Here is a 25277-nt window from a genome sequence, read left to right as displayed (position 1 = left end):
TTCCCCGTCGATGGACCCGCAGCCCTCCCCCACCGACCTGCGTCCCTGCGCGCACTGTGGACGTGACGTGCCGCAACGTGCCGGCGCGGGACGCCCGTTCCGCTACTGCCGGGACAACGACGGCGCCTGCCAGCGCGCGTCGCGCAACTCCCGGATGCGCCACCGCAACGCCCCCGGCCTGCCCGGCCAGGTGGCCCGCACCTGGGAGGCCGTCGACCGGCTCGACCAGGTGGTGGAGACCCTCACCGAGGCGCTGCACGCCGAGTTGTCCCCGGTCGGCGTGGAACGGCAACTCGCCCAGGCCCGCGCCGACGCCGCCACCGAGATCGCCCAGGCCCACACCGCCCGCGACGAGGCCCGCGAGGCCGCCGAGACGGCCGCCGCCGAAACCGCCCGGGCCCGGCAGGAGACCCGGGCCGCGACCGCCGCCGCCGACGCGGCGCAGGCCCGTGCGGTGCAGGCCGACGCCGACGCCGCCGCCGCGCAGGAACGGGCCGGGCAGGCCGACACGGCCGCCGACGCGGCCCGCCGCGACGCCAGCGCCGCGCAGGCGCTACGGGTGCAGGCCGAACGGGACCGCGACGCCGCCCGCCACGAACTGCGGACCCTGCGCGGCGAACGCGACACCGAGCGGCAGCGCGCCGCCGACCTGACCGCCGAACGCGACGCCGCCCGCGCCGACGCCGCCCGGCAACAGGCCGACGCGCAGCGGGCCGCCGCCGACGCCACCGCCGCCCGGGAGGAGACCCGACAGGCCCGCGCCGACGCGGCGGCCGCCCGCACCCGGGCCGACAGCGCCGCGCAGCAGGCCCGGCGGGCCGAGGCGACCGCCGAGGCGGCCCAGCGGGATGCCGCCGCCGCGCGGGACGCCGCCGACGCCGCCCGGCAGGAGACCGCCGCGTCGACCGCCCGCGCCGCCGAGGACGTGGCCGCGGCCCTGGCCCGGGTGGACGCGCTGACCGCCGAACTGACCCGCACCCAGGACCAGGTGACGCAGGCGCACCGGGCGGCCGCCGCCGACCGGGCCCGGCTGGCCGAACTGGACCGGCTGCTGCCGGCGGCGCAGGCCGACCGCGACGCCGCCCACCGACGGGCCGGTCAGCTCGCCGACCAGGTCAGCGACCTGGCCACCGCGTTGGCCCGGCTCAGTGGCACCGGTCAGCCGGGCTGAGGCGACCCCGACGGCGCGGTGGGGTCGGCGCCGGTCGCCCCGCGCCGTCCGCCGACAGCAGGTCCGCCGGGGCGGCCTGCACCTCGACCCGGGTGTCGTGGAACGTCGGCCCACCACCGAGGTCGGTGTCGCGGACCCCGGTGACCGCGTTGACGGTGCTGCCGCCGGGACTCAACCGCGCCCAGTACGCCTTGTAGGTGAACGCCAGCCCGGGGCGGGTGGCGTCGTCCACGGCGACGGTGGCCAGGAACTCCCCCCGGTCGTTGTGCACCCGCGCCGGGTCACCGTCGACCAGGCCCCGGGCGGCGGCGTCGACGGGATGCAGGTGGATGCGGGGCGGGCCGGTGCGGCCCCGGTGCCAGGGCAGCGACGCGAACGTCGAGTTGAGGAAGAACCGACCCGCCGGGGAGATCAACGCCAGGGGGAACCGGCGGGCCAACGTCGCGTCCCCCACCTCGACCGGCGGGGTGTAGCCGACCAACGGGTCGACGCCCTGCGCGGTCAGCCGCGGGTCGTGGAACCGGGCCCGCCCGTCGAGGCTGGGGAACCCGCCCTGCGCGTACGGGGCGGAGCCCACCGCCACCCCGGTGGCCCGCGCGTACGTGCGGCGGGTCAACTCCTCGTAGCTGACCCCGGTGCCGTCGAGCAGTTGCCGGGCCAACTCCTCGTCGCTGTCGCGCAACCGGGGATGGTCCAGCCCGAGGGCGGCGGCGATCCGCCGGAAGATCTCGGTGTTGGGCAGCGCCTGCCCCGGCGGGTCGAGCACCGGCAGATTCAGGGTGGTGTAGTGGTGACCGTAGGAGGTGTGCAGGTCGAGGTGTTCGGGCTGCATGGTGGCCGGCAGCACCACGTCGGCGAAGTCGCAGGTGTCGGTCCAGCGTTGCTCCAGCACCACGGTGAACAGGTCGGCGCGGGTCAGCCCCTGACGCAGCCGGTTCTGGTCGGGCACGGTCGCGACGGGGTTGGTGTCGAAGACCACCAACGCGGTGACCGGCGGGTCCGCCTCCCCGGTGAGCGCGGCGGCGAGCCGACTCATGTTGATCGACCGGGCCGGTGGGGCGGGCATCCCGGCGGGCCGGGCCACCCGGTCGGAGTCGATGCGGTGGTGCCCGCTGGTGGTGGCCAACGCCCCACCACCGGGATACCGGAAATCGCCGGTGACCAGGGGGATCGACGCGATGGCCCGGACCGCCTGCCCGGCCCCGGCGTGCCGTTGCAGGCCGAGCCCGATCCGGATGGCGGTGGGCCGGGTGGTGGCGATCCGCTCGCCGAGGCGGCGCACCACGTCGACGTCGAGGCCGCACTCGGCGGCGGCGCGGTCCACCGGCCACTCGTCCAGGCGGGCCTCCAGCCGCTCCCAGCCGACGGTGTGCGCGGCGAGCCACGGCCGGTCGACACCACCGAGGTCCCGCACGTGCCGCATCAACCCCAGGGCGAGGGCGGCGTCGGTGCCGGGCAGCGGCGCCACGTGCGCGTCGCTGCGGGCTGCGGTGTCGGTACGCAGCGGGTCGATGGTGACGACGTACGCGCCACGCTGCTGGGCCTCCCGCACGAACGGCCAGTGGTGCAGATTGGTGGAGAGCAGGTTCGCCCCCCACAGGACGATCAGTTTCGCCTCGACCACCGACTCCGGTTCGAAGCCGACGGACCCGCCGTAGACCGAACCCAGGGCGGCCCGGGAGGCGGCGGTGCAGATGGTGGTGCGCAACCGGGACGCCCCCAGGTGGGCGAAGAGCCGGGGACCCATCGTCCAGCCCTGCACCAACCCCATTGTGCCGGCGAAGTAGTACGGCAGGACCGACTCCGGGCCGTTGATGTCGATGCTGGCGCGCAACCCGCCGGCGACCCGACGTACCGCCTCGTCCCAGCTCGCCGGCCGGTACGACACCGGCCCGACCCCCTTGGGGCCGACCCGCACCAGGGGGGTGGTCAGCCGGTCGGGCCCGGTGACCGCGTCGAGGTAACGGTTGACCTTGCCGCACAGCGCGCCCCGGGTGAACGGGTGCCCCGGATCACCGCGCAGCGCCACCGGCCGTCCGTCGGTGACGGTGAGCTGCCAGACACAGGTATCCGGACAATCCAGGGGGCACGCGCCGGGATGCACGGTGGTGGCCATGCCGCGGATGCTATCGCCACCGGCCGCCGCCGCATGGCCCGTCGTCGGCGCGGCAACCCCCGGCGGCGGTTACCATCGCGGTGCACACCGAGACACGGCACCGATGTCGACCCGGCCGGAAACGAACCCGCCGGGTCGGTGTGGTGGCCGGCTACCCTTGCGGGGGTCGTCCCACCCGTCGGGCGGGAATGCCCCGGCGGTGACCGGCCGTTACACCGGAAGACCAGCACCACGAGCGAGGGGAAGTCGATCATGGGCGAGCGCATGCTGCGCGGAAGCCGTCTGGGCGCGGTCAGCTACGAATCCGACCGCAACACGGAGCTCGCGCCGCGCCAGACCCGCGAGTACCTCTGCGCCAAGGGCCACCAGTTCGAGGTCCCCTTCGCCGTCGACGCCGAGGTCCCCAGCACCTGGGAGTGCAAGTTCGACGGCAGTGTCGCCCGGCTCGTCGACGGCACCGAACCGGAGCAGAAGAAGGCCAAGCCGCCGCGCACCCACTGGGACATGCTGCTGGAACGGCGCTCCATCGCCGAACTGGAGGACATCCTCGCCGAACGGCTCCAGGAGGTCCGCACCCGCCGCGGTCGCGCCTGACGTACCGCAACGACGGCGCCCCCGGGAGAAGCTCCCGGGGGCGCCGTCACGCGTCACCACCGCTTCGTCACCGTCGGCGGCAGCCCCGCACGCGGGACCGCCGGCCGGTCAGGGCCGGCGGGGCTCCACGATCTCACCCTCGATGGCCTGCCCCTCGTCGACCACCGGCGGGGCCACCACGTCACCGTCGACCGGCGGCGACGCCGCCGGGTCACCCCGACGCACCCGCACCGTACGCGGGCCGAACAGGTCACCGGCCACCATCGACGACACCCGCCGCTCGGTGGCCCGCTGCACCCCGGACCGGACCAACCGGCGCACCGGCGGCACCACCAGCACCAGCCCCACCACCCCGCTGAGCAGGCCCGGGATCGCCAGCAGCAACGCGCCGGCCAACCCGACCAGACCGTCGGTCACCTGCCGGCCCGGCGGCTGCCGGGACTCCACCGACGTGCGGAAACCCCGCCAGGCGCGCATCCCCTCCCGGCGCAGCAACACCAGACCCACCAGGGACGCGGCGAACACCAGCAGCACCGCCGTGCCGAACCCGACGGCCCGGCCCACCCCGATGAACACCGCCAACTCCGCCACCACCGCCAGCAGCAGGGCCGGTGGCACGAACCTCAGGTATCGGCGCATCTCACCTCATCCGCATCGCGCGGCACCCGCTCACCACCACCGGCCGGACAGAACCCGGGGCGACAGGACCGCCCCTCCAGCATGCCACGCCCCACGTCACGGCCACCGGTCATGACCGCGACGCCGTCGACCCGGCCGCCGGTCCCGCAACCCCCAGGTGGTGATCCGCCACAACGCCTCGGCCACGATCAACGGGCTCATCTTGCTGGCCCCCCGCTCCCGCTCGACGAACGTGATCGGCACCTCCACGATCCGCACGCCCGCCCGGTACGCCAACCGCGACAACTCCACCTGGAACGAATACCCCTGCGAACACACCGACTCCAGGCGCATCGCCCGCAACGCCGACAACCGGTACACCCGGAAACCACCGGTGGCATCCGACACCGGCATCCCCAACGCCAACCGCGCGTACAGGTTCCCGCACCGCGACAGCACCAACCGCCGCCACGGCCAGTTCACCACCCGCGCCCCACCCACCCACCGCGACCCGATCACCACATCCGCGTCACGGGCCGCAGCCAGCAGGGCGGGCAGATCCTCCGGGGCGTGCGACCCGTCGGCGTCCATCTCCACCACCGCGTCGTAGCCGCGCTGCCGCGCCCACCCGAACCCGGCCAGGTACGCCGCACCCAACCCCTCCTTGCCGGGCCGGTGCAGCACGTGCACCTGCCCGTCGGTGGCGGCCATCGCATCGGCCAGCACCCCCGTACCGTCGGGACTGTTGTCGTCGGCGACCAGCACGTCCACCGCCGGAGCCGCCCGGCGGACCCGGGCCACCACGTCGGCAACGTTGTCGGCCTCGTTGTAGGTGGGAATCACCACCAGCACCCGACCCACCCCCGGCTGCCCCGCGACTGCCTCACCCACGCCTCTCCCCCGTTCCTGCCAGCTCAAGCGGCGGCGGTGACCTCCCGTCGACGGCGCAGCACCCCCGCGACGGCCAACGCCGCCACCGCCAGGCCCGCCAACGCCAACTCCGGCCACCTCCCGGCCCGGGTGGCCGGGGTCCGCCCGTCGGAGAGCGTCACCTGCCGCACCACCACCGCCCGGGTGTTGAACCCGGTGGCGTCGCTTACCCGCCCGTCCGGGGCGACGAACCCGGACACCCCGACCGTCGAGGCCATCAACGCCGCACGACCGTGCTCCACCGCCCGCAACCGCACCATCGCCAACTGCTGTCGGGCCTCCGCCACGTCGAAGGTCGCATTGTTCGTCTGCACCACCAGCAGCTGCGCCCCACCGTCGACGGTGTCCCGCACCAGGCCGTCGTAGGCGACCTCGAAGCAGATCACGTCACCGAGCACCACCGCGCCCGCGTCGACCACCCCCGGGGTCGTCCCCGCCACGAAGTCGGCGCGCACCCGGTCGACCTGCGACGACACCTTCCGGGCCAGCGACCGCATCGGCACGTACTCGGCGAACGGCACCGGATGCCGCTTGGTGTACAGCTGGGTCAGATCCGGGCCGGTGCCGGGCCGCCACAGGATGCCGGCGTTGCGGACCTCACCGGCACCGGGACCGGCGAGCACCGCACCGACCAGGATCGGCGCACCGATCGCGTCAGCGGCCTCGGAGATCCGTGCCCCGGCGGCGGCATTGCGCAACGGATCGATGTCCGAGGAGTTCTCCGGCCACACCACCAGGTCGGGACGCGGCACGGCCCCGCTGGCGACCTGCCCGGCCAACGTCACCGTCGCATCGACGTGATTGTTGAGCACCGCCTGCCGCTGGGCGTTGAAATCCAGGCCCAACCGCGGCACGTTGCCCTGCACGATCGCCACCTGTAAAGACCGGCCGCCGCCGAGGGCACCGGTGGGCACCGCCACCCCCACCCCGACCAGCAACAACAACCCGACCGCGACCCCGGCCACCGGCCGCCACACCCCGTCCGGACCCGGCCACCGCCGCCACCACCCCACCACCAGCAACCCGCCGGCCACCGCCGCCACCCCGGTCACCAGCGGAGCACCACCGAGCCACGCCCACCCCAGCAACGGCGACGCATCCTGGCTGAACGCCAACCGCCCCCACGGGAACCCCCCGAACGGCGTCCGGTCGCGCAGCGCCTCCTGCCCCACCCACAACACCCCGGTCACCGCCGGCCACGCCCACCGCCACCGGTCCACCACCGGCGACACCCACGCCGTCGCCGCCCCCAGCACCGCCAGGTAGCCGGCCTGCAACAACGACAGCAACACCCACGGCAACAAACCGGTGTGCAGGTTGGTCCACGCCAACAACGGGGCGAACAACGCCACCCCGGTCAGGAACCCCAACCCGGCACCGGCGCGCAGCCGCCGCCGGTGCGCCGCCACCGCCAACCCGGCCACCCCCACCGGCGCCAACGGCCACCACCCGTACGGCGGGAACGCCACCAACAGCGCCACCCCGGCCGCCACCGCCACCGGCACCGCCACCCGCAACGGCAACGGCCCACTGGTCGCCCGCACCACCATCGGGGTACGCGTCTCATCCCGGTCGAGCGTCGTCACCGGCACCTCACCACGATCACGGGCCGAAGGCTACCCGCCCCACCCCGACACCCCGGAACCACCGAGCAGGGGCCGCCGCCACAGGCAACGGATGGGCGGCCCGACCAACCACCACCGCGCCCACCGAAGGCCGGACCGCACCGCGCCACCGGCTAAACAAACACCGGTAGCGGGACACCACGGGAGGACACAAAATCGGGGCGCGGCCTAAGCCGCGCCCCGATGCTCCCAGGCCCTTCCCGGCCGGTGGGGCGAGAATGAGCGGCGCCGACCTTCGGACCGACCTGACGGTGGACTGGCTGCCCCCGCCCGGCCGTTGTCTACTGGCCGTACCCCTCACCCTGCCCGTACACCGGTAACCGCGGCCGGTTCGCGCCGCCCCGCCGACCCCCGCCCGCTGGACCTGGCCGCCGCGACGAGACGCACCAACAATGTCGCTCGGCCAGCGGACGAAGGGACGAAGCGAACAACAGCCGCTTCCCGTAGTAGGACTCAAAGACGGTACGGCCTACACCCCCGCCGCTGTCAACCCACCCCCGGCCAGTCGCACCCACCAACCCGGCGTGTCGCGTCGGCGCGCGGCTCACTCCCCACCGAGATGCCGACCCAGCAACGCCCCCGCCGCCACCGGATGCTCCCCGGCGAGCAACCCACCGGCGGCCAGCACGTAGTCCACGTCCACCACCGGCCGTGCCGCCCGCGGCAACGGCCACCCCCCGGCATGATCGGTGAGCACCTGCGTCAACACCCCCACCGCCGCACCGGCCTGCGCGTGACGCAACACACCACCGGAACCCACCAGCAGCCGCACATCCCGCAGATCCCGACCGGCCCGCTCCCCCGTCGCCGCACCCCGGGCATGCCGCCGCAACGCCACCGTCGCCGCCAACGCCGCGATCCGCCCGTCCACCGCCAGACCCTCCCCGTCGGCCGGCAGGAACCCCGGATCAGCCGCCCGTACCGCCGCCGCCGCCGCCAACGCCTCCTGCCCGGCCGCATCGAGCAGCCGCTCCTGCACCGCCGCCCGCACCACCCCCGGCGCGCTCCACCGCATCCCCAGATCACCCTCCACGGTGCGGGCCCGCCACAACACCCCGGCCACCTCCCCACCCGGCCCACCGGCCCGCTCGTCCGGCGTCAGCACCGAATACACGTCGGTCGTCGCCCCACCCACGTCCACCACCGCCAGATCCCCACCCACCACGTCGCCGAGGACCTCCACCCCGGTCAACACCGCATCGGGGGTGGCCGCCCGCACCAACCGGGCGAACCGGGACCCCCGCGACAACCGCTTGCCCCCGATGACGTGCCGCAGGAACACCTCCCGGATCGCCGCCCGCGCCGACGCCGGGGCCAACACCCCGATCCGGGGCAACACGTTGTCCGCCACCGTCACCGGCACCCCCGCCGCCGCCAACACCTCCCGCAACCCGTCCCGGACATCGACGTTGCCGGCCAACACCACCGGCACCCGCCACCGGGCCCGCGCCAACCGGGTCGCGTTGTGCGTCACCGTGTCGACATCCCCACCGTCGGTGCCACCGACCAGCAACACCACGTCCGGTCGGGCCGCCCGCATCGCCGCCAGATCCCCCGCCGCCAACCGGCCCGCCGCCACGTGCACCACGTTCGCCCCCGCCGACAACCCCACCCGCCGCCCCGCCTGCGCGGTCACCAACGGCTCGTAACCCACCACCGCCAGCCGCAACCCACCCCCGGCCGACGAACACACGTACCACGGCAGGCGGTGGGGGTCTGCCGTGACGCCCGCGCGGCCCACCGCCACGCCGACCGCCGCGTCCAGACCGTGCAGCACATCCGTGCCGACCGTCGTCGGCGCCGACGACGCCCCCACCAACCGCCCCTCGTCCAGGTCCACCACCGCCGCCTTCGTCCAGGTCGACCCGACGTCGGCGCAGACCACCAGACTCACGCCGCCCCGGGAACGACCACGGTGCCCGTCGCCGTCACCGCCACCACCGGCTCCGCCAACACCTCCGCCGCCGACCCACCCCGCTCCGGCCGCCCCCGACACACCACCCGCGCCACGAAGTCGATCGTCCGGCTCCGGGTGCCCACCCGCACCACCGTCGCCGTCACCTCCACCACGTCACCCGCCCGCACCGCCGCCAGGAACTGCACCTCCGCGTACGACGCGAACAACCCCTCGTCCCCATCGGTACGGATACACACCTCCGTCGCCACATCCCCGAACAACCCCAACGCGTACGCCCCGTCCACCAGGTTCCCCGCGTAATGGGCGTGCGCATACGGCACGTACCGCCGGTGCGTCACCGTCAACCCGACCCGGGAGTCACTCATACCCTCGCCTTCCTGTCCGTCACCAACGCATGCACCAGATACGACGCCACCTCACCCGGCGTGGTCCCCCGACCGAAGATCCGGTCCACCCCCAACTCGGCGGTCATCTTCTCGTCGAACCGCGGCCCACCCACGATCAGCAACGGCCGCTTCCCCGCCGGCAACGCCTCCCGGAACGCCGCCGACATCTCCCGCGTGTTGTGCAGATGCGCATCACGCTGCGTCACCACCTGCGACACCAGGACCGCATCCGCCCGCTCCCGCCGGGCCGCCTCCACCAACTCCGGCACACTGACCTGCGCACCCAGATTGGTCACCTTCAACTCCCGGTAATACTCCAGACCCTTCTCCCCCGCGATGCCCTTCACATTCAGGATCGCGTCGATACCGACCGTGTGCGCGTCCGTGCCGATACACGCCCCCACCACCGACAACTTCCGGCGCAACCGCTGCTTCACCACCGCATTGACCTCCTTGGCGCCCAGCAACGGAAAGTCCCGCTCCACCACCTGCACCCGATCCAGGTCCACCAGATGGTTCACCCGCCCGTACACCACGAAGAAGGTGAACCCGTCACTCATCGGCTTCGCGTGCACCAGCATCGCCGGATCGATACCCATCCGGTTCGCCAACTGCACCGCCGCACCCTCGGCCCGCTTGTCATGCGGCACCGGCAACGTGAACGACACCTGCACCATCCCGTCACCGGTGGTGTCCCCGTACGGCCGGACCACCCGCTTCCCACCGGACTCCACGACGCCCACGCCGGGCTCGCCGGTCATGCTCTCGCGACCCTCGCTCCGCTCGGTGCGCCCGCTCATGCCACCTGCTCCAGGATCTCCGTCGCCGGGTTGTAGTAGGCCGCCTCGTGCCGCGCCACCCCCGCCAGCCCCTTACCCCGGTCCGCCGGCCGCTTCATGATGCCGAACGTGCCCTCGGCGATCGCCGTCAACAACGACTGGTCCCCGATCCGCTCCAGCAGATCCACCGCCTCACCCAGCACCCGCTGCGCCCGCTGCTGGATGAACCCACCCGGCGCCGGCACGAAATCCTCGTGCAACCCACCCGCCGCACCCAACACGTACCGCACGTTCTGCAGGGCGATGTCCCGATCCGACAACCACGGCGTCACCACCGCCTCCGTCATCATCCCCACCAACAGGATCCCCTGCCCCGTCATCGCGCCCACCAGATTGAAGAACCCGTCCAACAGATTCCCCCGGAACACGTCCCCCGTCATGTGCTTCGTCGGCGGCATCCACTTCAACGGCGCATCCGGAAACAACTCCCGCGCCAACAACGCGTGCGCCAACTCCAACCGGAACGACTCCGGCACATCCGGGTTGATCTCGAACGCGTGCCCCAGACCCAACTGCCAGTCCGCCAACCCCGCCTCATGCGCGAAGAACTCGTTGAGCAACTGCGACACCGTCACCGTGTGCGCCTCGTCCACCGCATCCGCCGTGGTCAGATAGTTGTCCTCACCGGTGTTGATGATGATCCCCGCCCGCGCGTGCACCTGCCGCGAAAACCGCTGGTCCACGAACGTCCGAATCGGATTGATGTCCCGGAACAGAATCCCGTACATCGAATCGTTGAGCATCATGTCCAGCCGCTCCAGACCGGCCAACGTCGCCATCTCCGGCATACACAACCCCGACGCGTAATTCGTCAACCGCACATAGCGGCCCAACTCCTTCGACGTCTCATCCAACGCCGCCCGCATCAACCGGAAGTTCTCCTGCGTCGCGTACGTCCCCGCGAACCCCTCCCGGGTCGCCCCCTCCGGCACATAATCCAACAACGACTGCCCCGTCGACCGGATCACCGCGATCACGTCCGCACCCGCCCGCGCCGCCGCCTGCGCCTGCGGAATGTCCTCATAGATGTCCCCGGTCGCCACGATCAGATAGATCCACGGCCGCCGCTTCGGATCCCCGTACCGCCGGACGAGGCGCTCCCGCTCCGCCCGCCGCCGATCCACCTGCCGCACACCCGCCGCCACCGCCCGGCGCGACGCCCGCCGCGCCGCCGTCGCCGCCTTCCCCGACGGCACCACGAACCGCACCGACCCCGCCGCCGCCTTCTGCGCCAACAACGTCACATCCGGGACACCCTCCCGGACCAGCGCGTCGAACACCGGCAACGCCACCCCGTGACCCAGACCGACATCCGCCACCACCGCATCCACCAACCGGTTCACCCACGGAATCCCATCCGGATCCGCACCCGACACCCCGGCCAGCCGCAACACCGCCCGCTCCACCGACACCGTCGTGTGACTACGCGCCAGATCCACCACCGGCTGCCCGGCCCGACGCGCCAACTCCCGCGCCCGCCCCACCAACACCGGATCAAGACCAAGCTTGCCCGACCCGCCCTGCCGCGCCGTACCGATGGATCGCTCGCTCACGAAATGCCTTCCTCATAGATGACCTCACCGCGCAACACCGTGCGCCGACACACCGGCAACGGCGTCGGATCCGACGGCCCCCGCAACTCCGGATCATCGGCCTGCAACACCGGCAACCCCCGCTCCACCCCCACCGGGGTGGCCCACACCGCGAACGTCGCCGGCGCCCCCAACGCGAGCACACCCTCGTTGTCCAGATGCACCGCCCGCCACCCGCCCCGGGTGTGCGCCGCGAACGCCGCCCGCACACTCATCCGCTGCGCCGCACTGTGATGCGCCGCCGCCGCCCGCACCGACCCCCACGGATCCAACGGCGTCACCGGCGAATCCGACCCGAACGCCAACGCCACCCCCACACCGTGCATCGCCCCCATCGGATTCGACTCCAACGACCGGGCCAGACCCAGCCGCGACTCGTACATCCGACCCGCACCGCCCCACAACCGGTCGAACGCCGGCTGCATGCTCGCCACCACCCCGTACTCCACGAACCCCGCGATCAACCGCTTACTCATGATCTCCGCGTGCTCCACCCGGTGCCGGGCCGCCCGCACCCGATCCGTCCCCAACACCGCCGCCGCCGCCGCGAACCCCTCCAACACCGTCGAGATCGCCGCATCCCCGATCGCATGGAACCCGCCCTGTATCCCGTGCGCCGCACAATCCACCAGATGGTCACGCACCTGAACAGCGTTCAGATAACCGTGCCCGCAACCCTCACCGTCGACGTAGTCCCGCGACACGTGCGCCGTCCGCGACCCCAACGCCCCGTCCGCGAACAGATCACCACCCGCACCCACCGCACCCAACTCCCGGGCCCGCGCCGCCCCCGACAACTCACCCCAGTACCCGTACACCTCCGGCAACCCCGCACCCGACAACGCCAACAACCCGGTGAAGTCCTCCTCGTCGGAAATCTGCGGACCACCACACTCGTGCACCGCCGCGATCCCCAACGACGCCGCATGCGCCAACGCCACCCGCTGCGCCGCCACCCGCTGCGCCAGACCCACCGAACCCTGCGCCGCCACCCGCACCACATGGTGCGCGTCCCGCCGCAACCACCCCGACGCGTCGAAACCCGGCACCCCCGCCGCCTCCGGACACGCCGCCAGCAACGCCTGCGACACCAACGCCGAATGGATCGACGCCTGCGACAGGTACACCCGCCGGCCACCCGCCGCCCGATCCAGCTCCACCGCCCCCGGCAGCCGCGGATCCACCCACGTCGACTCGTCCCAGCCGTGCCCCAACACCACCGCGTCACCCGGCCGACCCGCCGCGAACGCCGACACCGACGCCAGCAACTCCCCCGCCGACCGCACCGACGACAGATCCAGGCCCGACAACACCAACCCGGTGTCCGTGGCGTGCACGTGCGCGTCCACGAACGCCGGCGTCACCAACGCCCCGTCCAACTCCACCACCCGATCGGCAGCCGGCGCATCCGCGTCACCACCCAACCAGGCGATCCGCCCGTCCCGCACCAACAGCGCCGTCGCGCTCGGCTCCGCCGGACAGTGCAGCACTCCACCGCGGTACAACGTCGAGGGGTTCGTCATGGCACTCAGTCTGCCGCCAACCGGGACTCGAAGAGACCACGTACCCCCGGCTCCGCGCGCAACAACCCCAACGCCAGGTCCGCGTGCCCCGGCACGTAACCGTTGCCCACCAGCATCGTCACGTCCGCCGCCAGCCCCTCCGCACCCAACGCCGCCGCCGCGAAACTCGTCGCCATCGAGAAGAAGATCACCGTGCCGCCGTCCGCCGTGGCCAACACCGCCCCGTGCTCACACCCCGGCACGTCCACGCACACCACCGTCACGTCCGCCGGCCCACCCAACGCCGTGGTCACCGCCGACGACAACCCCACCGGATCCCGGGCATCGGCCAACGCCACCACCGACGCCAGACCGGCCGCCACCAGCGCGTCCCGCTCCGCCGCCACCGGCACCACCCCGACGGTACGACCCGCGCCCGCCCGCCGAGCCGCCGCCAACGACAACGACCCGCTCTTACCGCCCCCACCGATCACCGCCACCGTCACCGCCGACCGGTCACCGGCGCGTTCCCGCCGCGCCACCTGCTCGGCGACCACCCGGGCGGTCAACGCCGGCGCCCCACACACGTCCAGCACCGCCAGCGCCAACTCCGGATGCAGATCCGCCGGCAGCACCGCCGCGATGGACCGGGCGAACAGGATCGCGTACCCGTCGCACGGCACCTGCTCGCTGCGCCCGTCCCAACGGGCCAACCCGTCGAGGATGGTCAACGGCGTCAACGTCAACGACACCAGCGTCGCCACCCGGTCACCCACCGACAACCCCAGCGGTGACCGGCGACCGACCTCCTCCACGGTGCCGATCAGCATCCCACCCGACCCGGTCACCGGATTCTGCATCTTGCCCCGGGTCGACACGATCTCCAGCACCTCGGCGCGGACCTTCGCACCGTCCCCGCCGTGCTTCTCGGCCAACTGCCGGAAGCTCGCCGCGTCGAGATTCAGCCGCTCGACCCGGATGCGCACCTCGTTCGGGGCGATCCGGGGGTCGGCGTCCAGCCGCCAGGCCGCCTGCGGCAGCACCCCCGCCGGTTCCACGACGCGGTGCAGGCCCACCGGTGATGTCACACCAACCTCCCCCTCTCCACCGCCCGAAGCCCCGGCCAGGACTCGCATCGCGGGAAAACTTACGGCAGACTAATTTCTTCGCCGGATATTTTCCAGTAGCCTTCGAATCTGCCGATCACCGCTCGCCGGTCACCCCGGCCACGCACACCACGAGGAGGGGCCGTGACCCAGACCCAACCGATGGCGACCATCCCTGGGCCCCGCCCCGCCCCGGTCACCGTGCCGACCGCCGGACAGCCCTACGAATACCGCCGCAGCCCCCTGGTCGAACCCGACTGGACCCGCTTCCCCGGCTGGCGTCACATCACCCGCGAGCAGTGGGAGAACGCCCAGTGGCAACGCGTCAACTGCGTCAAGAACATCAAGCAGCTGCGCGCCGTCCTCGGCGACACCGTCGACGAGACCTTCTACGCCGACCTGGTCGCCGACCAGCAGGCCCTGGCCACCATGTCGATGCTGGTGCCACCCCAGATGATCAACACGATGGTGCCGTTCGCCCCGATGACCACCGAGGCGTTCCGCGCCGACCCCATCCGGCGCTACATGATCCCCGTCGCCGCCGACCGGCGCACCGACTGGCCGTCGCACCCCTACGCCAGCCGCGACTCACTCCACGAACACGACATGTGGGTCGCCGAGGGCCTCACCCACCGCTACCCCACCAAGGTCCTCGCCGAGCTGCTCTCCACCTGCCCCCAGTACTGCGGGCACTGCACCCGGATGGACCTGGTCGGCAACTCCACCCCCGCCGTCGACAAGCTCAAGCTCACCCTCAAGCCCGTCGACCGCTACGACGCCCACATCAGCTACCTCAAGGCCCACCCCGGCGTCCGCGACGTGGTCGTCTCCGGCGGCGACGTGGCCAACGTCCCCTGGCGCAACCTTGAGTCGTACCTCATGCGGCTGCTCGAACTGGAAACCGTCCGCGACATCCGGCTCGCCACCAAGGCCCTGATGGGCCTCCCCCAGCACTGGCTCCAGAACGACGTCGTCGAGGGCCTGGAACGGGTCGCCCGCACCGCCGCCCGCCGCGGCGTCAACCTGGCCATCCACACCCACGTCAACCACGCCCAGTCGATCACCCCGCTGGTCGCCAGGGCCACCCAGACCGCCCTCGACGTCGGCGTCCGCGACGTCCGCAACCAGGGCGTGCTCATGCGCGGCGTCAACGCCACCGCCCCGGACCTGCTCGACCTCTGCTTCGCCCTCCAAGGCGAAGCCGGCATCCTGCCCTACTACTTCTACATGTGCGACATGATCCCCAACGCCGAACACTGGCGGGTCCCGGTCTGGCACGCCCAGCAGCTCCAGCACGACATCATGGGCTACCTGCCCGGCTACGCCACCCCCCGGATCGTCTGCGACGTCCCCTTCGTCGGCAAGCGCTGGGTGCACATGCTCACCGAGTACGACCGGGAGCGCGGCATCTCCTACTGGACCAAGAACTACCGCACCTCCATCGAGTCGGCCGACCTGGAGGCGCTCAACAAGCGCTACGCCTACTACGACCCGATCGACACCCTCCCCGAGACCGGCCAGCAGTGGTGGGCCGCACACCGCGACGACTGACCCCACGCCGTTACCCCGCTGCCCCCGTGACCCCACCGTTCACGGGGGCAGCGGGCGTCACGCCCCGCGCGGGGCGTACATGATCACGGCGACGCCGAGTAGGCAGATCGCCGCGCCCGTCAGGTCCCACCGGTCCGGCCGGAAACCGTCCACCAGCATTCCCCAGGCCAGCGAGCCCGCCACGAAGACCCCGCCGTACGCGGCCAGGATCCGGCCGAAGTGGGCGTCCGGCTGGAACGTCGCCACGAAGCCGTACCCGCCCAGCGCGACCACGCCGCCGGCGATCCACCACAGCCCGCGGTGCTCCCGCCAGCCCTGCCAGATCAGCCATGCGCCACCGATCTCGGCGAGTGCGGCCAGGACGAACAACACCAGCGAACGGGCGACCAGCATGACCGCACGCTAACGCGGATGGCCCCCGGGCGTTCCAGGGGCCATCCGCTGCGGCGACGTTGCTCAGCGCATGGCGTCCTTGACGTCACGGCCGGCGTCCTTGACGTGCTCACCGGCCTGCCGGGCCTTCGCCTCGCTCTGCTCGGTGGCGCCCTCGGCCCGCATCCGCTCGTTGTCGGTGACGTCGCCGATTCGTTCCTTCGCAGCGCCGGTCAGCTCCTGGGCCTTGTTCTTCGCCTTGTCGGTGAAGCTCATGTCGCCTCCTGTCGCTCCGGCGGTATCCGGGGCGTCGGCCCCGGATACATGGGGTCCCCGTTCTGTCCGGCCCGAAACGAACTTGCGCCGTAGGCGCTGATGTCCGTGGTGTGCCGGGGCACACCACCTGTTAGGCATCCTAGGACAATAGGCGGCAAGCTGGCTGCGGAGCTGACCGACCGGGCGGTCGCGATCGCCACGCGACCCCGTACGCCGCGGCACCCTGCTGCCGGCGATCAGGAGGGCTGGACCTGGTCGAAGAGGGCGAGGGCTTCGGCGGGGTCCGGGCTCACCAGGCGTTCCAGACCGGCGGTCGTGATCCTCGACCAGCTGGCGGCCCGGGCCCACATCTGTTCCTCGAAGGCACGGACTGCCTCGTCCAGATTCTCCGGGTCAGCGGCGATGGCCTCCGCCAGCTCGGCACCGTCCAGCATCGCGAGGTTCGCGCCTGCCCCCAACGGCGGCATCAGGTGGGCGGCGTCGCCCAGTAGCGTCACCCCCCGGACGTGGGCCCAGGTGTGGGACCCGGGTAGGACGTACACGGGTCGGTGGGCGAAGGCGGTGCCGTGGCCGAGCAGGTCGCGCACGGGAGCGGCCCAGCCGTCGAACAGCGCCAGCAGACCGGATCGCGTGGCCTCGACGTCGGTCAGGTCCAGGTGCGCGTGCCAGTCCAGCGGCGCGCGGAGCCTGGCGTACACCTTGACGTGACCGCCGCTGTTGCGTTGGGCGACGAGAGACCGGTTCACGCCGAACACGGACACCGAACCGTCGCCGATCAGCCGGGCGAGGTCAGGGTGACGGATGTCGACGTCGTCGAGGGAGGTCTCCACCGAGGTGACGCCGGTGTACTGCGGCGTCACCGGCGAGACCGCCGGACGGACCCGGGACCAGGCGCCGTCCGCGCCCACCACGAGATCGAACGTCTCCGGCCGCCCGTCGGCGAAATGCACCAGGACGCCCTCCCCCGGCACCGGCACCACCCGCGTCACCGCCCGCCCCCACCGCACGTCGAGGGAGCCGAGCAGCAGGTCCCGCAGTTGCCCGCGGTCGATCTCGGGGTTGGCCCGCTCGTCCGGAGCGGGCCGCCAGTCCCGCAGCACGGTCCCCGCCGCGTCCAGGATGCGCATCGCCTGCCCTTCGGGACGGGACAGCGCCTGGAACTCCGCCAGCAACCCCGCCTTGTCCAGGGCCAGCTGACCCAACCCCTCGTGCAGGTCCAGCGTCCCGCCCGGCGGCCGGGCCTCGGGTGCGGGATCGCGTTCGAGGACGGCGACGGGGTGGCCGTGACGGTGCAGGACCCGGGCGAAGGTCAGACCCCCCGGGCCGCCGCCGACCACAGCTATACGATGTCTCATGGCGATACACCGTATAGCGCCGGTACAATGCAGCGCAACGACAGGGAGTGATCATGAGCGTCTGGGACCGGCCTGAGCCGCCGCATCCCCCCGTGCCGCTCGACCGGGGGTCGATCATCGCCGCCGCCATCGCGCTGGCCGACGAGGGCGGGCTGGCGGCGGTGTCGGTGCGCAAGGTCGCCGCCCGGCTGAACGCCGGCCCGATGCGGCTGTACGGCTACATCTCCACCAAGGACCAACTGTTCGACCTCATGGTGGACGAGGTGTACGCCGAGATCGTTCCCGGGGAGCGGCCCGGTGACTGGCGGGAGGCGCTGCGCGGCCTCGCCCACCGCACCAGGCAGGCCGCGCTGCGGCACGAATGGCTGGCCGACCTGCTCGGCGGCCGCCCGGCCCTGGGCCCGAACAGCCTCGCCGTCACCGAGGCCACGCTGGCCGCCCTCGACGGCCTCGCCGACGTCGACACCGTCATGCGCGCCGTGGAGACGGTCAGCGCCTACTTCACCGGCGCGATCAGGCGCGAGGTCGCCGACCTGCGGGCCGAACGCGCCACCGGCCTGTCCACGCGCGACTGGCAGCGTGCCTCCGGCCCGCACGTGACGAAGATGTTGGCCACCGGCCGCTTCCCGGCGCTGAGCAGGGCCGTGCACGACGGCACGGAGGTGGCCGCCGAGGTCTCCTTCGCGACCGGCCTGGACTGGGTCCTCGACGCCGTGGCCGCCAAACTCGCCCGACCGGCGGGGTGACGATCCCCTCCCGCCACCGGTAGGAACCCGGAGAACGACGGAACGCTCTGCGGTGCCGGCCACCTGCACCAGGAGGAAACGGATCGGCGTCCCTCCGCCGGAAACTGCGGGCGCGGCCGGGCCGGTGCCGACGGATGCTGGTTGACTGGGCAGATGAGCGAGATCATCCTGATCCGGCACGGCGAGACGACGTGGAGCGCCAGCCGGCAGCACACCTCGTACACCGATCTGGAGCTGACCCCCGACGGCGAGCGGCAGGCCCGTGCGTTGGCCGGGGTGTTGGCCGGCCAGCCCCCCGCCACCGTGCTCGCCAGCCCCCGGCTACGGGCGCTGCGCACCGCGCAGCTCGCCGGCCTCACCGTCGACCGCACCGACGACGACCTCGTCGAGTGGAACTACGGCCGGTACGAGGGCAGGACCACCGCCGACATCCACACCGACCGGCCGGACTGGGACATCTGGACCGACGGCTGCCCCGACGGGGAGTCCCCCGACGAGATCGGCATCCGGGTCGACCGGCTGCTCGCCCGGCTCGCTCCGCTGCTGGAGCGGGGCAGCGTGGGCCTGGTCGGACACGCCCACCAGCTGCGGGTGGTCGGTGCCCGGTGGATCGGCCTGCCCGCTGCGGGCGGCGGCAAACTCCGCCTGGACACCGCCACCGTCAGCGTGCTCGGCCACGAACACGGCCGACCGGTGATCCTGCGCTGGAACGGCCGCTGAGCACGGCCCCCGGTCACCGCCGTCGGGTCGTCGACGGCAGCCCCGTCGACCACGGCCTCGGCCGGGGGCCCGCAGGACACCGGTCAGGATTCAGGCCGACGCTTCCGCGCCGCCCCGGGCGCGGGTCCGCAGCTCACCGACGGTGACCTTCGGGGGCCGACCCTCGTACGGGGTCGACAACACCACCGTCGTACGGGTGGTGACGTTCGCGGCGGTACGGATCTCCTGGAGCACCCGTTCCAGGTCGCCCGGCCCGGCCACCCGCACCAGGAGCAGATAGAAGTCCTCCCCCGCCACCGAGTAGCAGGAGTCGATCTCGGGCAGGTGGGCCAGCCGTTCCGGCGCGTCGTCCGGCTGGGACGGGTCGAACGGCCGGATCGCGACGAACGCCGTCATCGGCAGGTCCAGCGCCTCGAACGACACCCGGGCGGTGTACCCGTTGATCACGCCGCGCTGTTCCAGCCGGCGGACCCGCTGGTGCACGGCCGAGACCGACAGGCCGACCCTCTCCGCCAGGTCCGTGTACGACAGGCGGCCGTCGGCGGTCAGCGCGGCGACGATGGCACGGTCGATCTCCTCCACGCGTGCAACCTACCCGGTGGAGCGCTCCCCTGGCGACGACGTCCCGCCGGATGTGACGCTCAGCGGGCCGCCCGGTCGCGCACCGCGTCCGCCGCGAAGTTCAACACCTCGGCCAGATCCTCCTCGTCGAGGAAGGGCAGATCGGTGAGGATGTCCGTCACCGACATCCCCTCCGCCAGCATCGCCAGCAGGGTCGCCACCGGGATCCGGGACTGCCGCACGCAGGGTGCGCCACCCATCACCTCGGGGTCGATGGTGATCCGGGGAAAGGTCACCGGCACAGGCTAGTCCTTCGCCAACGCCCGGGAGATCACCAGCCGTTGGATCTGGTTGGTGCCCTCGACGATCTGCAGCACCTTCGCCTCGCGCATGTACCGCTCGACCGGATGGTCGGAGACGTAACCGGCCCCGCCGAGCACCTGCACCGCGTCGGTGGTCACCCGCATCGCCACGTCGGTGGCGAACAGCTTCGCCTTGGCCGCCTCGATCGAGTACGACCGGCCGGCGTCGCGCAGCCGGGCGGCGGCCAGGGTGAGCGCCCGGGCGGCGGAGATCTGAGTGGCCGCGTCGGCCAGCAGGAAGCCCAGCCCCTGGAAGTCGATGATGGCCCGACCGAACTGCTGCCGTTCCCGGGCGTAACCGACGGCGTAGTCCAGCGCCGCCTGGGCCAGGCCGACCGCACAGGCGGCGATGCCGAGCCGCCCCGAGTCCAGCGCGGACATCGCGATGGTGAACCCCGCCCCCTCGCCGCCGATCAGCCGGTCCGCCGGCACCCGGGCGTCATCGAAGGCGACCTGCGCCACCGGCGAGGAGCGCAGCCCCATGGTCCGCTCGGCCGCCTGCGGCACGATGCCCGGCGTGCCGCGGTCGGCCAGCAGGCAGGAGATGCCCTTCGGGCCCGGTTCGCCGGTGCGGCAGAAGACGTTGTAGAAGTCCGCCGCCCCGGCGTGCGTGATCCACGCCTTGACCCCGGTGACCCGGTAGTCGTCGCCGTCGCGGACCGCCCTGGTGGTCAGCGACGCCGCGTCCGAGCCCCCCTGCGGCTCGGAGAGGCAGTACGCCCCGAGCAGTTCCCCGCCCAGCAGGTCCGGCAGCAGTGTGCGCTGGGCGTCGGTGCCGAACTCGGCAAGCGGGTAGCAGGACAGGGTGTGCACGCTGACCGCCTCGGCGACCGCGAGCCAGCGCCCGGCCAGGATCTCCAACACCTGGAGGTAGACCTCGTACGGCTGGGCGGCGCCGCCGTGCTCCTCGGCGTACGGCAGACCCAGCAGGCCGGCCCGGCCCAGGGTGCGCAGCACCTCCCGGGGGAACTCGGCGCGCTCCTCGAAGTCGGCGGCCCTCGGCGCGAGCTCCCGGTCGGCGAGTTCGGTGGCGAGGGCGAGCAGGTCGTGGGCCTCGTCGGTGGGGAGGATCCGGTCGACAGTCATAGCGCGATGAGCTCCAGGGGTGGTGGTGAGCCGTTGCCCGTCGTCGGGCGCCACCCCGTCAGCTTAACGGTCGTTTGGGCCGCGGCCCAGTCCGGTGGTCGGAGACCGACGGCGACCCGGTGAACCGAGGCTGCGGCGATTGCGTACCACCGGGTGCCTTCCCCGGTCCCCACGAGCCCGACCGGAGTCTCCGATGCACCGACGCGCAGTACTGACCTCGACGGGGGTGGCCCTCGCCGCGCTCGTCGCCGGCTGGGCGGCCCTGGCCATCCCCAAGGCCAGCGCCGACACCGAGCCGACGCCGCCGGCCACCGCGGGCCCGGTCGCCACCGCCGACGCCACGACCACCGGATCGCCGACCACCGGGTCACCGGCCACCGCGCCCGCCGGCTCCCCGGTGGCCGTGCACGGCCGGCTGCGGGTGTGCGGGGTGAACCTGTGCGACGAGGCCGGCGAGCCGATCCAGCTGCGCGGCATGAGCAGCCACGGCCTCCAGTTCTTTCCGAACTGCCTCAACCCGGACTCGCTGGCCGCCCTGCGCACCGACTGGCGGGCCGACTTCGTCCGGGTGGCCATGTACGTCCAGGAGGGTGGCTTCGAGACCGACCCGGCCGGTTTCACCCGCAAGGTCGACGAGGCCGTGGTGGCCGCCAGCGCGCTCGGCCTCTACGTGGTGGTCGACTTCCACATCCTGACCCCCGGCGACCCCCGGTTCAACCTGGAGCGGGCCCAGTCGTTCTTCGCCGAGGTCGCCGCCCGGCACGCCGATCGGACCAACGTGCTCTGGGAGATCGCCAACGAGCCCAACGGGGTCGGCTGGGCCGACATCAAGAGCTACGCCGAGGAGGTCATCCCGGTGATCCGGGCCGCCGACCCGGACAGTGTGGTGTTGGTTGGCACCCGGGGATTCTCCTCGCTCGGCGTCTCCGAGGGCGCCGACGAGACCGAGGTGCTCGACGACCCGGTCGACGCCGCCAACATCATGTACACCTTCCACTTCTACGCCGCGTCCCACCGGGACCTGCAACGCGCCACGGTGGCCCGCGCCGCCCGGAGCCTGCCGCTGTTCGTCAGCGAGTTCGGCACCCAGACCTTCACCGGGGACGGCCCCAACGACCTGGACAGCGCCACCGCCTGGCTGGACCTGCTCAAGAGCCTGAAGGTCAGCTACGCGATGTGGAGCTACTCCGACGGACCGGAGAGCAACTCGGTCTTCCGGCGGGGCACCTGCGCCGGCACCGACTTCACCGGGACCGCCGTGCTGACCGAGTCGGGCGAGTTCATCCGCACCCGGATCCGGGGCACGGCCGGCTGACCGTCGGCTCCGGCCGGGGTGGGGCGGGCGGCCACCCCGGCCGGGGCAGCGGCACGGCCGCCGTCACCGGTCAGCCGGTGACGGCCCCCGCGACCCGGCGGGCCCGTTCGGGGTGGGTGCGGACGAACGGCCCACCACACCGACCCGGCCGCAACCGCCGCGTCGGGCCGTTCGTTGGGTCCAGCGGCGGGCGATCAGCACCGCTGGTCCACCGCCGAGACGGTGGACGCCGTACCGCGTCGGCGCCGCCCCCGGGCCGGCAGAGGAGGCACCGTGACGTCGAGCCGGCTGGCCCTGGCGCTGATCGCGGCGGTCGTCACCGTGCTGCCCACCGCCACCGCGGCCGAGGCCGCTGCCGCCGGCACACCGGTGGCCTGCGCGGCGACGGACACCGCGGTCGCCTGCGCCGAGCCCCCGCCGCGCCCGCCCCGGACCGGCGGGGCCCTCGCCGGGGCGCACACCGCCGGCCGGGTCACCGTCGACGGTCACCTCGTGCGGTACAGCTGGCCCGGGGTCTACTTCGAGGGCCGGTTCCGGGGCACCGGCGTCGGGATCGTGCTCGACGACCCGGTCAACGACTACGACGTGCAGCTCGACGGGACGACCGTGGCCACCCTGGTCACCCCCGGCCGGGCCACGTACCGGCTGACCGGGCTGTCCCCCGGGCGGCACACCGTACGACTGGTCAAGCGCACCGAGAGCCCGGCGGCGGCGGGCGCCTTCGGGGGTTTCGTCGCCGCCGCCGGTGGGCGGATGCTGGCCCCGCCGGCCGCCCGTCACCGACAGATCGAGTTCATCGGCGACTCGTTCACCGCCGGTTACGGCAACCTGTCGACCGACCGGGAGTGCACGGACGCGCAGGCCACCCGCCGGACCGACGCCGACCTCAGTTTCGGCGCGCTCACCGCCCGACGCCTCGACGCCGACTACCAGCTCAACGCGTACTCCGGGCTCGGGATGGTGCGAAACCACGACGGCGGCGCGCCCGACGTCACCTACCGCACGTTCTATCCACGGTCCCTGCTCGCCGTGGACGGCGACGTCTGGGACCGGCCCGTCGACTGGCGACCCCAACTGGTCGTGGTCGGGCTGGGCGCGAACGACTTCGCCACCGACCTGCGCCCCGACGAGGCGTGGACGCCGCAGACCCTACGTCGCGCCTACCGGGACGCCTACCACGGCTTCCTCGACCGGCTGCGGGCCCGGTACAGCCGCCACACCCTCATCGTGGTGACCGCGCAGCAGCTGTGGACCACCATCGCGTTCGCCGAGGCCGCCGAGCAGGTGGTCCGGGAACGCCACGACCGGGTCCGCTACTGGTACCAGGACAGCACCGGCCTGGACCACGGTGGCTGCCGGTGGCACCCGTCCCGGCGTGACCACGAGCTGATCGCCGACCGGCTCGGCGCGTTCCTGGCCACCGCGCCGGTGCGCTGGTGACCCGGCCGGCCCGCCGGGCACGGGAGACGACCTCGACGCCGTCCGCAGCGCGCTGTGGGGGCGGGGGCGGTCGTCCCCCATCTCGTCGGTCGGTTGTGCCAGGCTGTCGGGCGTGGCAGACCAACCCCCGATCATGCTGATCGACGCCCCCAGCCTCTACTTCCGGGCCTACTTCGGCGTGCCCGAGTCGGCCGCGCGGACCGCGGACGGCCAGCCGGTCAACGCCGTGCGCGGTTTCCTCGACATGCTCGCCCAACTGGTCCGCACCCGCCGGCCGGACCGGATGGTCTGCGCGTTCGACCACGACTGGCGGCCCGCCTGGCGGGTGGAGCTGCTGCCGTCGTACAAGGCGCACCGGGTCGCCCCGGAGGGTGGCGAGGAGGTGCCCGACACCCTCTCCCCCCAGGTGCCGGTGATCCTCGACGTGCTGGCCGCGATCGGCATCCCCGCCGTCGGGGCGACCGGCTACGAGGCCGACGACGTGCTGGGCACCCTGTCGGTCACCCAACCCGGTCCGGTGGAGGTGGTCTCCGGAGACCGGGACCTGTTCCAGCTCATCGACGACGCCCGCCGGGTCCGGCTGCTCTACGTCGGTCGCGGGGTGGCCAAGCTCGACGACTGCGACGACGCGGCGGTCCGGGCCCGCTACGGCGTGCCCGCCGACCGGTACGCCGACTTCGCCGCACTGCGCGGCGACCCGAGCGACGGGCTGCCCGGGGTCCCCGGGGTGGGCGAGAAGACGGCCGCCCGGCTGATCGACCGCTACGGTGGCCTGCCCGGCATCCTCACCGCGCTCGACGACCCGGGCTCCGGCTTCGCCCCCGGGCTGCGGGCCAAGCTCGACGACGCCCGCGACTACCTGGCGGTGGCCCCGAAGGTGGTCCGGGTCGCCACCGATGTGCCGCTGCCGACGCTGTCCACCGCGCTGCCGACCGCACCGGTCGACCCGGACCGGCTACTGGAGTTGGCGCAACTGTGGAACCTGGCCGGCTCCTGCCGACGGCTGGTCGACGCCCTCGCCACCCAGCCCTGACCGGTGACCCGGCCGGTCAGGGCACCGGGCCGCACCGGCCCGGCCGGGCCGCCAGCCCCGCAC

At 73.0% G+C, this 25277-nt stretch carries 24 protein-coding genes; 8 read left to right on the top strand and 16 right to left on the bottom strand.

The window, feature by feature from the left end; genetic code table 11:
- The first annotated feature begins 10 nt into the window (after positions 1 to 10).
- Positions 11 to 1171 (top strand): hypothetical protein, encoded by a 1161-nt coding sequence (locus ACQP1S_RS15790; RefSeq protein ID WP_432907432.1) that lies wholly within the window; start codon positions 11 to 13, stop codon positions 1169 to 1171.
- Here the strand turns inward: ACQP1S_RS15790 and ACQP1S_RS15785 are convergent.
- Positions 1146 to 3287 (bottom strand): molybdopterin-containing oxidoreductase family protein, encoded by a 2142-nt coding sequence (locus tag ACQP1S_RS15785; RefSeq protein WP_432907429.1) that lies wholly within the window; start codon positions 3285 to 3287, stop codon positions 1146 to 1148. The genes ACQP1S_RS15790 and ACQP1S_RS15785 overlap by 26 nt on opposite strands.
- A 252-nt stretch (positions 3288 to 3539) precedes the next feature.
- Between ACQP1S_RS15785 and ACQP1S_RS15780 the strand changes: the two genes are divergently transcribed.
- The gene (locus ACQP1S_RS15780) at positions 3540 to 3881 is read left to right on the top strand and encodes an RNA polymerase-binding protein RbpA (protein WP_091240230.1); all 342 of its coding nucleotides are present in this window, start codon (positions 3540 to 3542) and stop codon (positions 3879 to 3881) included.
- 108 nt (positions 3882 to 3989) lie between these two features.
- Here ACQP1S_RS15780 and ACQP1S_RS15775 read toward each other — a convergent pair whose 3' ends face one another.
- From ACQP1S_RS15775 to ACQP1S_RS15735, 9 genes are all read right to left on the bottom strand, one after another.
- The gene (locus ACQP1S_RS15775; protein ID WP_432907426.1) at positions 3990 to 4520 is read right to left on the bottom strand and encodes an FxsA family protein; all 531 of its coding nucleotides are present in this window, start codon (positions 4518 to 4520) and stop codon (positions 3990 to 3992) included.
- 96 nt (positions 4521 to 4616) lie between these two features.
- Entirely contained in the window at positions 4617 to 5390 is a 774-nt protein-coding gene (locus ACQP1S_RS15770) for a polyprenol monophosphomannose synthase (protein WP_432907423.1), read from the bottom strand.
- 23 nt (positions 5391 to 5413) lie between these two features.
- Positions 5414 to 6979, bottom strand: a complete 1566-nt coding sequence (gene lnt / locus ACQP1S_RS15765) for an apolipoprotein N-acyltransferase (protein WP_432908071.1) — start codon at positions 6977 to 6979, stop codon at positions 5414 to 5416.
- Between the two features lie 619 nt (positions 6980 to 7598).
- Entirely contained in the window at positions 7599 to 8948 is a 1350-nt protein-coding gene (locus ACQP1S_RS15760; RefSeq protein ID WP_432907420.1) for a glutamate mutase L, read from the bottom strand.
- Positions 8945 to 9337, bottom strand: a complete 393-nt coding sequence (locus ACQP1S_RS15755; RefSeq protein WP_432907417.1) for a hotdog domain-containing protein — start codon at positions 9335 to 9337, stop codon at positions 8945 to 8947. The genes ACQP1S_RS15760 and ACQP1S_RS15755 overlap by 4 nt, the downstream gene beginning before the upstream one ends.
- Positions 9334 to 10119: an OAM dimerization domain-containing protein gene (locus tag ACQP1S_RS15750; protein ID WP_432908069.1), complete on the bottom strand. Its 786-nt coding sequence runs from the start codon at positions 10117 to 10119 to the stop codon at positions 9334 to 9336. Before ACQP1S_RS15750 ends, ACQP1S_RS15755 begins: the two co-directional genes overlap by 4 nt.
- A 35-nt stretch (positions 10120 to 10154) precedes the next feature.
- A complete protein-coding gene (locus ACQP1S_RS15745; RefSeq protein WP_432907414.1) occupies positions 10155 to 11750 on the bottom strand; it encodes a lysine 5,6-aminomutase subunit alpha in 1596 nt (531 codons plus the stop codon).
- Positions 11747 to 13312, bottom strand: coding sequence for an amidohydrolase (locus ACQP1S_RS15740; protein WP_432907411.1), 1566 nt, complete (start codon positions 13310 to 13312; stop codon positions 11747 to 11749). Before ACQP1S_RS15740 ends, ACQP1S_RS15745 begins: the two co-directional genes overlap by 4 nt.
- Before the next feature lie 5 nt (positions 13313 to 13317).
- The gene (locus ACQP1S_RS15735; RefSeq protein ID WP_432907409.1) at positions 13318 to 14427 is read right to left on the bottom strand and encodes a zinc-binding alcohol dehydrogenase; all 1110 of its coding nucleotides are present in this window, start codon (positions 14425 to 14427) and stop codon (positions 13318 to 13320) included.
- A gap of 114 nt (positions 14428 to 14541) precedes the next feature.
- Between ACQP1S_RS15735 and ACQP1S_RS15730 the strand changes: the two genes are divergently transcribed.
- Positions 14542 to 15948, top strand: coding sequence for a KamA family radical SAM protein (locus tag ACQP1S_RS15730; RefSeq protein ID WP_425413131.1), 1407 nt, complete (start codon positions 14542 to 14544; stop codon positions 15946 to 15948).
- 57 nt (positions 15949 to 16005) lie between these two features.
- Here ACQP1S_RS15730 and ACQP1S_RS15725 read toward each other — a convergent pair whose 3' ends face one another.
- The 3 genes from ACQP1S_RS15725 to ACQP1S_RS15715 all read right to left on the bottom strand — a co-directional run bounded on the left by ACQP1S_RS15725 (position 16006) and on the right by ACQP1S_RS15715 (position 17951).
- Positions 16006 to 16341 carry a YnfA family protein gene (locus tag ACQP1S_RS15725; RefSeq protein WP_091240206.1) on the bottom strand — a complete coding sequence of 112 codons (336 nt, stop codon included), beginning with the start codon at positions 16339 to 16341 and terminating at the stop codon, positions 16006 to 16008.
- A gap of 63 nt (positions 16342 to 16404) precedes the next feature.
- On the bottom strand, positions 16405 to 16596 hold the full coding sequence (locus ACQP1S_RS15720) for a CsbD family protein (protein WP_091240203.1): 192 nt from the start codon (positions 16594 to 16596) through the stop codon (positions 16405 to 16407).
- A gap of 236 nt (positions 16597 to 16832) precedes the next feature.
- Positions 16833 to 17951: an FAD-dependent oxidoreductase gene (locus tag ACQP1S_RS15715; protein WP_432907404.1), complete on the bottom strand. Its 1119-nt coding sequence runs from the start codon at positions 17949 to 17951 to the stop codon at positions 16833 to 16835.
- 53 nt (positions 17952 to 18004) lie between these two features.
- Between ACQP1S_RS15715 and ACQP1S_RS15710 the strand changes: the two genes are divergently transcribed.
- Both ACQP1S_RS15710 and ACQP1S_RS15705 read left to right on the top strand, forming a co-directional pair.
- Positions 18005 to 18697, top strand: a complete 693-nt coding sequence (locus ACQP1S_RS15710; RefSeq protein ID WP_432907401.1) for a TetR/AcrR family transcriptional regulator C-terminal domain-containing protein — start codon at positions 18005 to 18007, stop codon at positions 18695 to 18697.
- A 153-nt stretch (positions 18698 to 18850) separates the two neighbouring features.
- A complete protein-coding gene (locus tag ACQP1S_RS15705) occupies positions 18851 to 19417 on the top strand; it encodes a histidine phosphatase family protein (RefSeq protein WP_432907398.1) in 567 nt (188 codons plus the stop codon).
- A gap of 90 nt (positions 19418 to 19507) precedes the next feature.
- Here the strand turns inward: ACQP1S_RS15705 and ACQP1S_RS15700 are convergent, their stop codons facing one another.
- From ACQP1S_RS15700 to ACQP1S_RS15690, 3 genes are read right to left on the bottom strand one after another with little or no spacing between them, the layout of a single operon-like run.
- Positions 19508 to 19999: an Lrp/AsnC family transcriptional regulator gene (locus tag ACQP1S_RS15700; protein WP_357776072.1), complete on the bottom strand. Its 492-nt coding sequence runs from the start codon at positions 19997 to 19999 to the stop codon at positions 19508 to 19510.
- 59 nt (positions 20000 to 20058) lie between these two features.
- Complete coding sequence (locus ACQP1S_RS15695) at positions 20059 to 20274, bottom strand: DUF433 domain-containing protein (protein ID WP_432907395.1); 216 nt, start codon at positions 20272 to 20274, stop codon at positions 20059 to 20061.
- A 9-nt stretch (positions 20275 to 20283) separates the two neighbouring features.
- Positions 20284 to 21426, bottom strand: coding sequence for an acyl-CoA dehydrogenase family protein (locus ACQP1S_RS15690; protein WP_432907392.1), 1143 nt, complete (start codon positions 21424 to 21426; stop codon positions 20284 to 20286).
- A gap of 193 nt (positions 21427 to 21619) precedes the next feature.
- Here ACQP1S_RS15690 and ACQP1S_RS15685 point away from each other — a divergent pair, with 193 nt between their 5' ends.
- The 3 genes from ACQP1S_RS15685 (at position 21620) to ACQP1S_RS15675 (ending at position 25214) form a co-directional block, all read left to right on the top strand.
- Positions 21620 to 22741 carry a glycoside hydrolase family 5 protein gene (locus ACQP1S_RS15685; protein WP_432907389.1) on the top strand — a complete coding sequence of 374 codons (1122 nt, stop codon included), beginning with the start codon at positions 21620 to 21622 and terminating at the stop codon, positions 22739 to 22741.
- 273 nt (positions 22742 to 23014) lie between these two features.
- On the top strand, positions 23015 to 24181 hold the full coding sequence (locus ACQP1S_RS15680) for an SGNH/GDSL hydrolase family protein (protein ID WP_432907386.1): 1167 nt from the start codon (positions 23015 to 23017) through the stop codon (positions 24179 to 24181).
- Positions 24182 to 24314: 133 nt separating this feature from the next.
- Positions 24315 to 25214, top strand: a complete 900-nt coding sequence (locus ACQP1S_RS15675; RefSeq protein ID WP_432908066.1) for a 5'-3' exonuclease — start codon at positions 24315 to 24317, stop codon at positions 25212 to 25214.
- Positions 25215 to 25277: the final 63 nt, after the last annotated feature.

Source organism: Micromonospora matsumotoense (assembly GCF_050951065.1).
Taxonomy (GTDB): Bacteria; Actinomycetota; Actinomycetes; order Mycobacteriales; family Micromonosporaceae; genus Micromonospora; species Micromonospora matsumotoensis.
The sequence above is the reverse complement of the archived record's forward strand: the minus strand, read 5'-3'. Positions and strand labels throughout refer to the sequence as shown.

What these genes read in the sequence shown, in the direction of transcription:
- ACQP1S_RS15790 (WP_432907432.1), top strand. Translation starts at nt 11, where the DNA reads ATGGACCCGCAGCCCTCCCCCACCGACCTGCGTCCCTGCGCGCACTGT.
- ACQP1S_RS15715 (WP_432907404.1), bottom strand. Translation starts at nt 17,951, where the DNA reads ATGAGACATCGTATAGCTGTGGTCGGCGGCGGCCCGGGGGGTCTGACC.
- ACQP1S_RS15710 (WP_432907401.1), top strand. Translation starts at nt 18,005, where the DNA reads ATGAGCGTCTGGGACCGGCCTGAGCCGCCGCATCCCCCCGTGCCGCTC.
- ACQP1S_RS15675 (WP_432908066.1), top strand. Translation starts at nt 24,315, where the DNA reads ATGCTGATCGACGCCCCCAGCCTCTACTTCCGGGCCTACTTCGGCGTG.
- ACQP1S_RS15780 (WP_091240230.1), top strand. Translation starts at nt 3,540, where the DNA reads ATGGGCGAGCGCATGCTGCGCGGAAGCCGTCTGGGCGCGGTCAGCTAC.
- ACQP1S_RS15785 (WP_432907429.1), bottom strand. Translation starts at nt 3,287, where the DNA reads ATGGCCACCACCGTGCATCCCGGCGCGTGCCCCCTGGATTGTCCGGAT.
- ACQP1S_RS15725 (WP_091240206.1), bottom strand. Translation starts at nt 16,341, where the DNA reads ATGCTGGTCGCCCGTTCGCTGGTGTTGTTCGTCCTGGCCGCACTCGCC.
- ACQP1S_RS15775 (WP_432907426.1), bottom strand. Translation starts at nt 4,520, where the DNA reads ATGCGCCGATACCTGAGGTTCGTGCCACCGGCCCTGCTGCTGGCGGTG.
- ACQP1S_RS15735 (WP_432907409.1), bottom strand. Translation starts at nt 14,427, where the DNA reads ATGCGAGTCCTGGCCGGGGCTTCGGGCGGTGGAGAGGGGGAGGTTGGT.
- ACQP1S_RS15705 (WP_432907398.1), top strand. Translation starts at nt 18,851, where the DNA reads ATGAGCGAGATCATCCTGATCCGGCACGGCGAGACGACGTGGAGCGCC.
- ACQP1S_RS15750 (WP_432908069.1), bottom strand. Translation starts at nt 10,119, where the DNA reads ATGACCGGCGAGCCCGGCGTGGGCGTCGTGGAGTCCGGTGGGAAGCGG.
- ACQP1S_RS15690 (WP_432907392.1), bottom strand. Translation starts at nt 21,426, where the DNA reads ATGACTGTCGACCGGATCCTCCCCACCGACGAGGCCCACGACCTGCTC.
- ACQP1S_RS15740 (WP_432907411.1), bottom strand. Translation starts at nt 13,312, where the DNA reads ATGACGAACCCCTCGACGTTGTACCGCGGTGGAGTGCTGCACTGTCCG.
- ACQP1S_RS15755 (WP_432907417.1), bottom strand. Translation starts at nt 9,337, where the DNA reads ATGAGTGACTCCCGGGTCGGGTTGACGGTGACGCACCGGCGGTACGTG.
- lnt (WP_432908071.1), bottom strand. Translation starts at nt 6,979, where the DNA reads ATGGTGGTGCGGGCGACCAGTGGGCCGTTGCCGTTGCGGGTGGCGGTG.
- ACQP1S_RS15720 (WP_091240203.1), bottom strand. Translation starts at nt 16,596, where the DNA reads ATGAGCTTCACCGACAAGGCGAAGAACAAGGCCCAGGAGCTGACCGGC.
- ACQP1S_RS15685 (WP_432907389.1), top strand. Translation starts at nt 21,620, where the DNA reads ATGCACCGACGCGCAGTACTGACCTCGACGGGGGTGGCCCTCGCCGCG.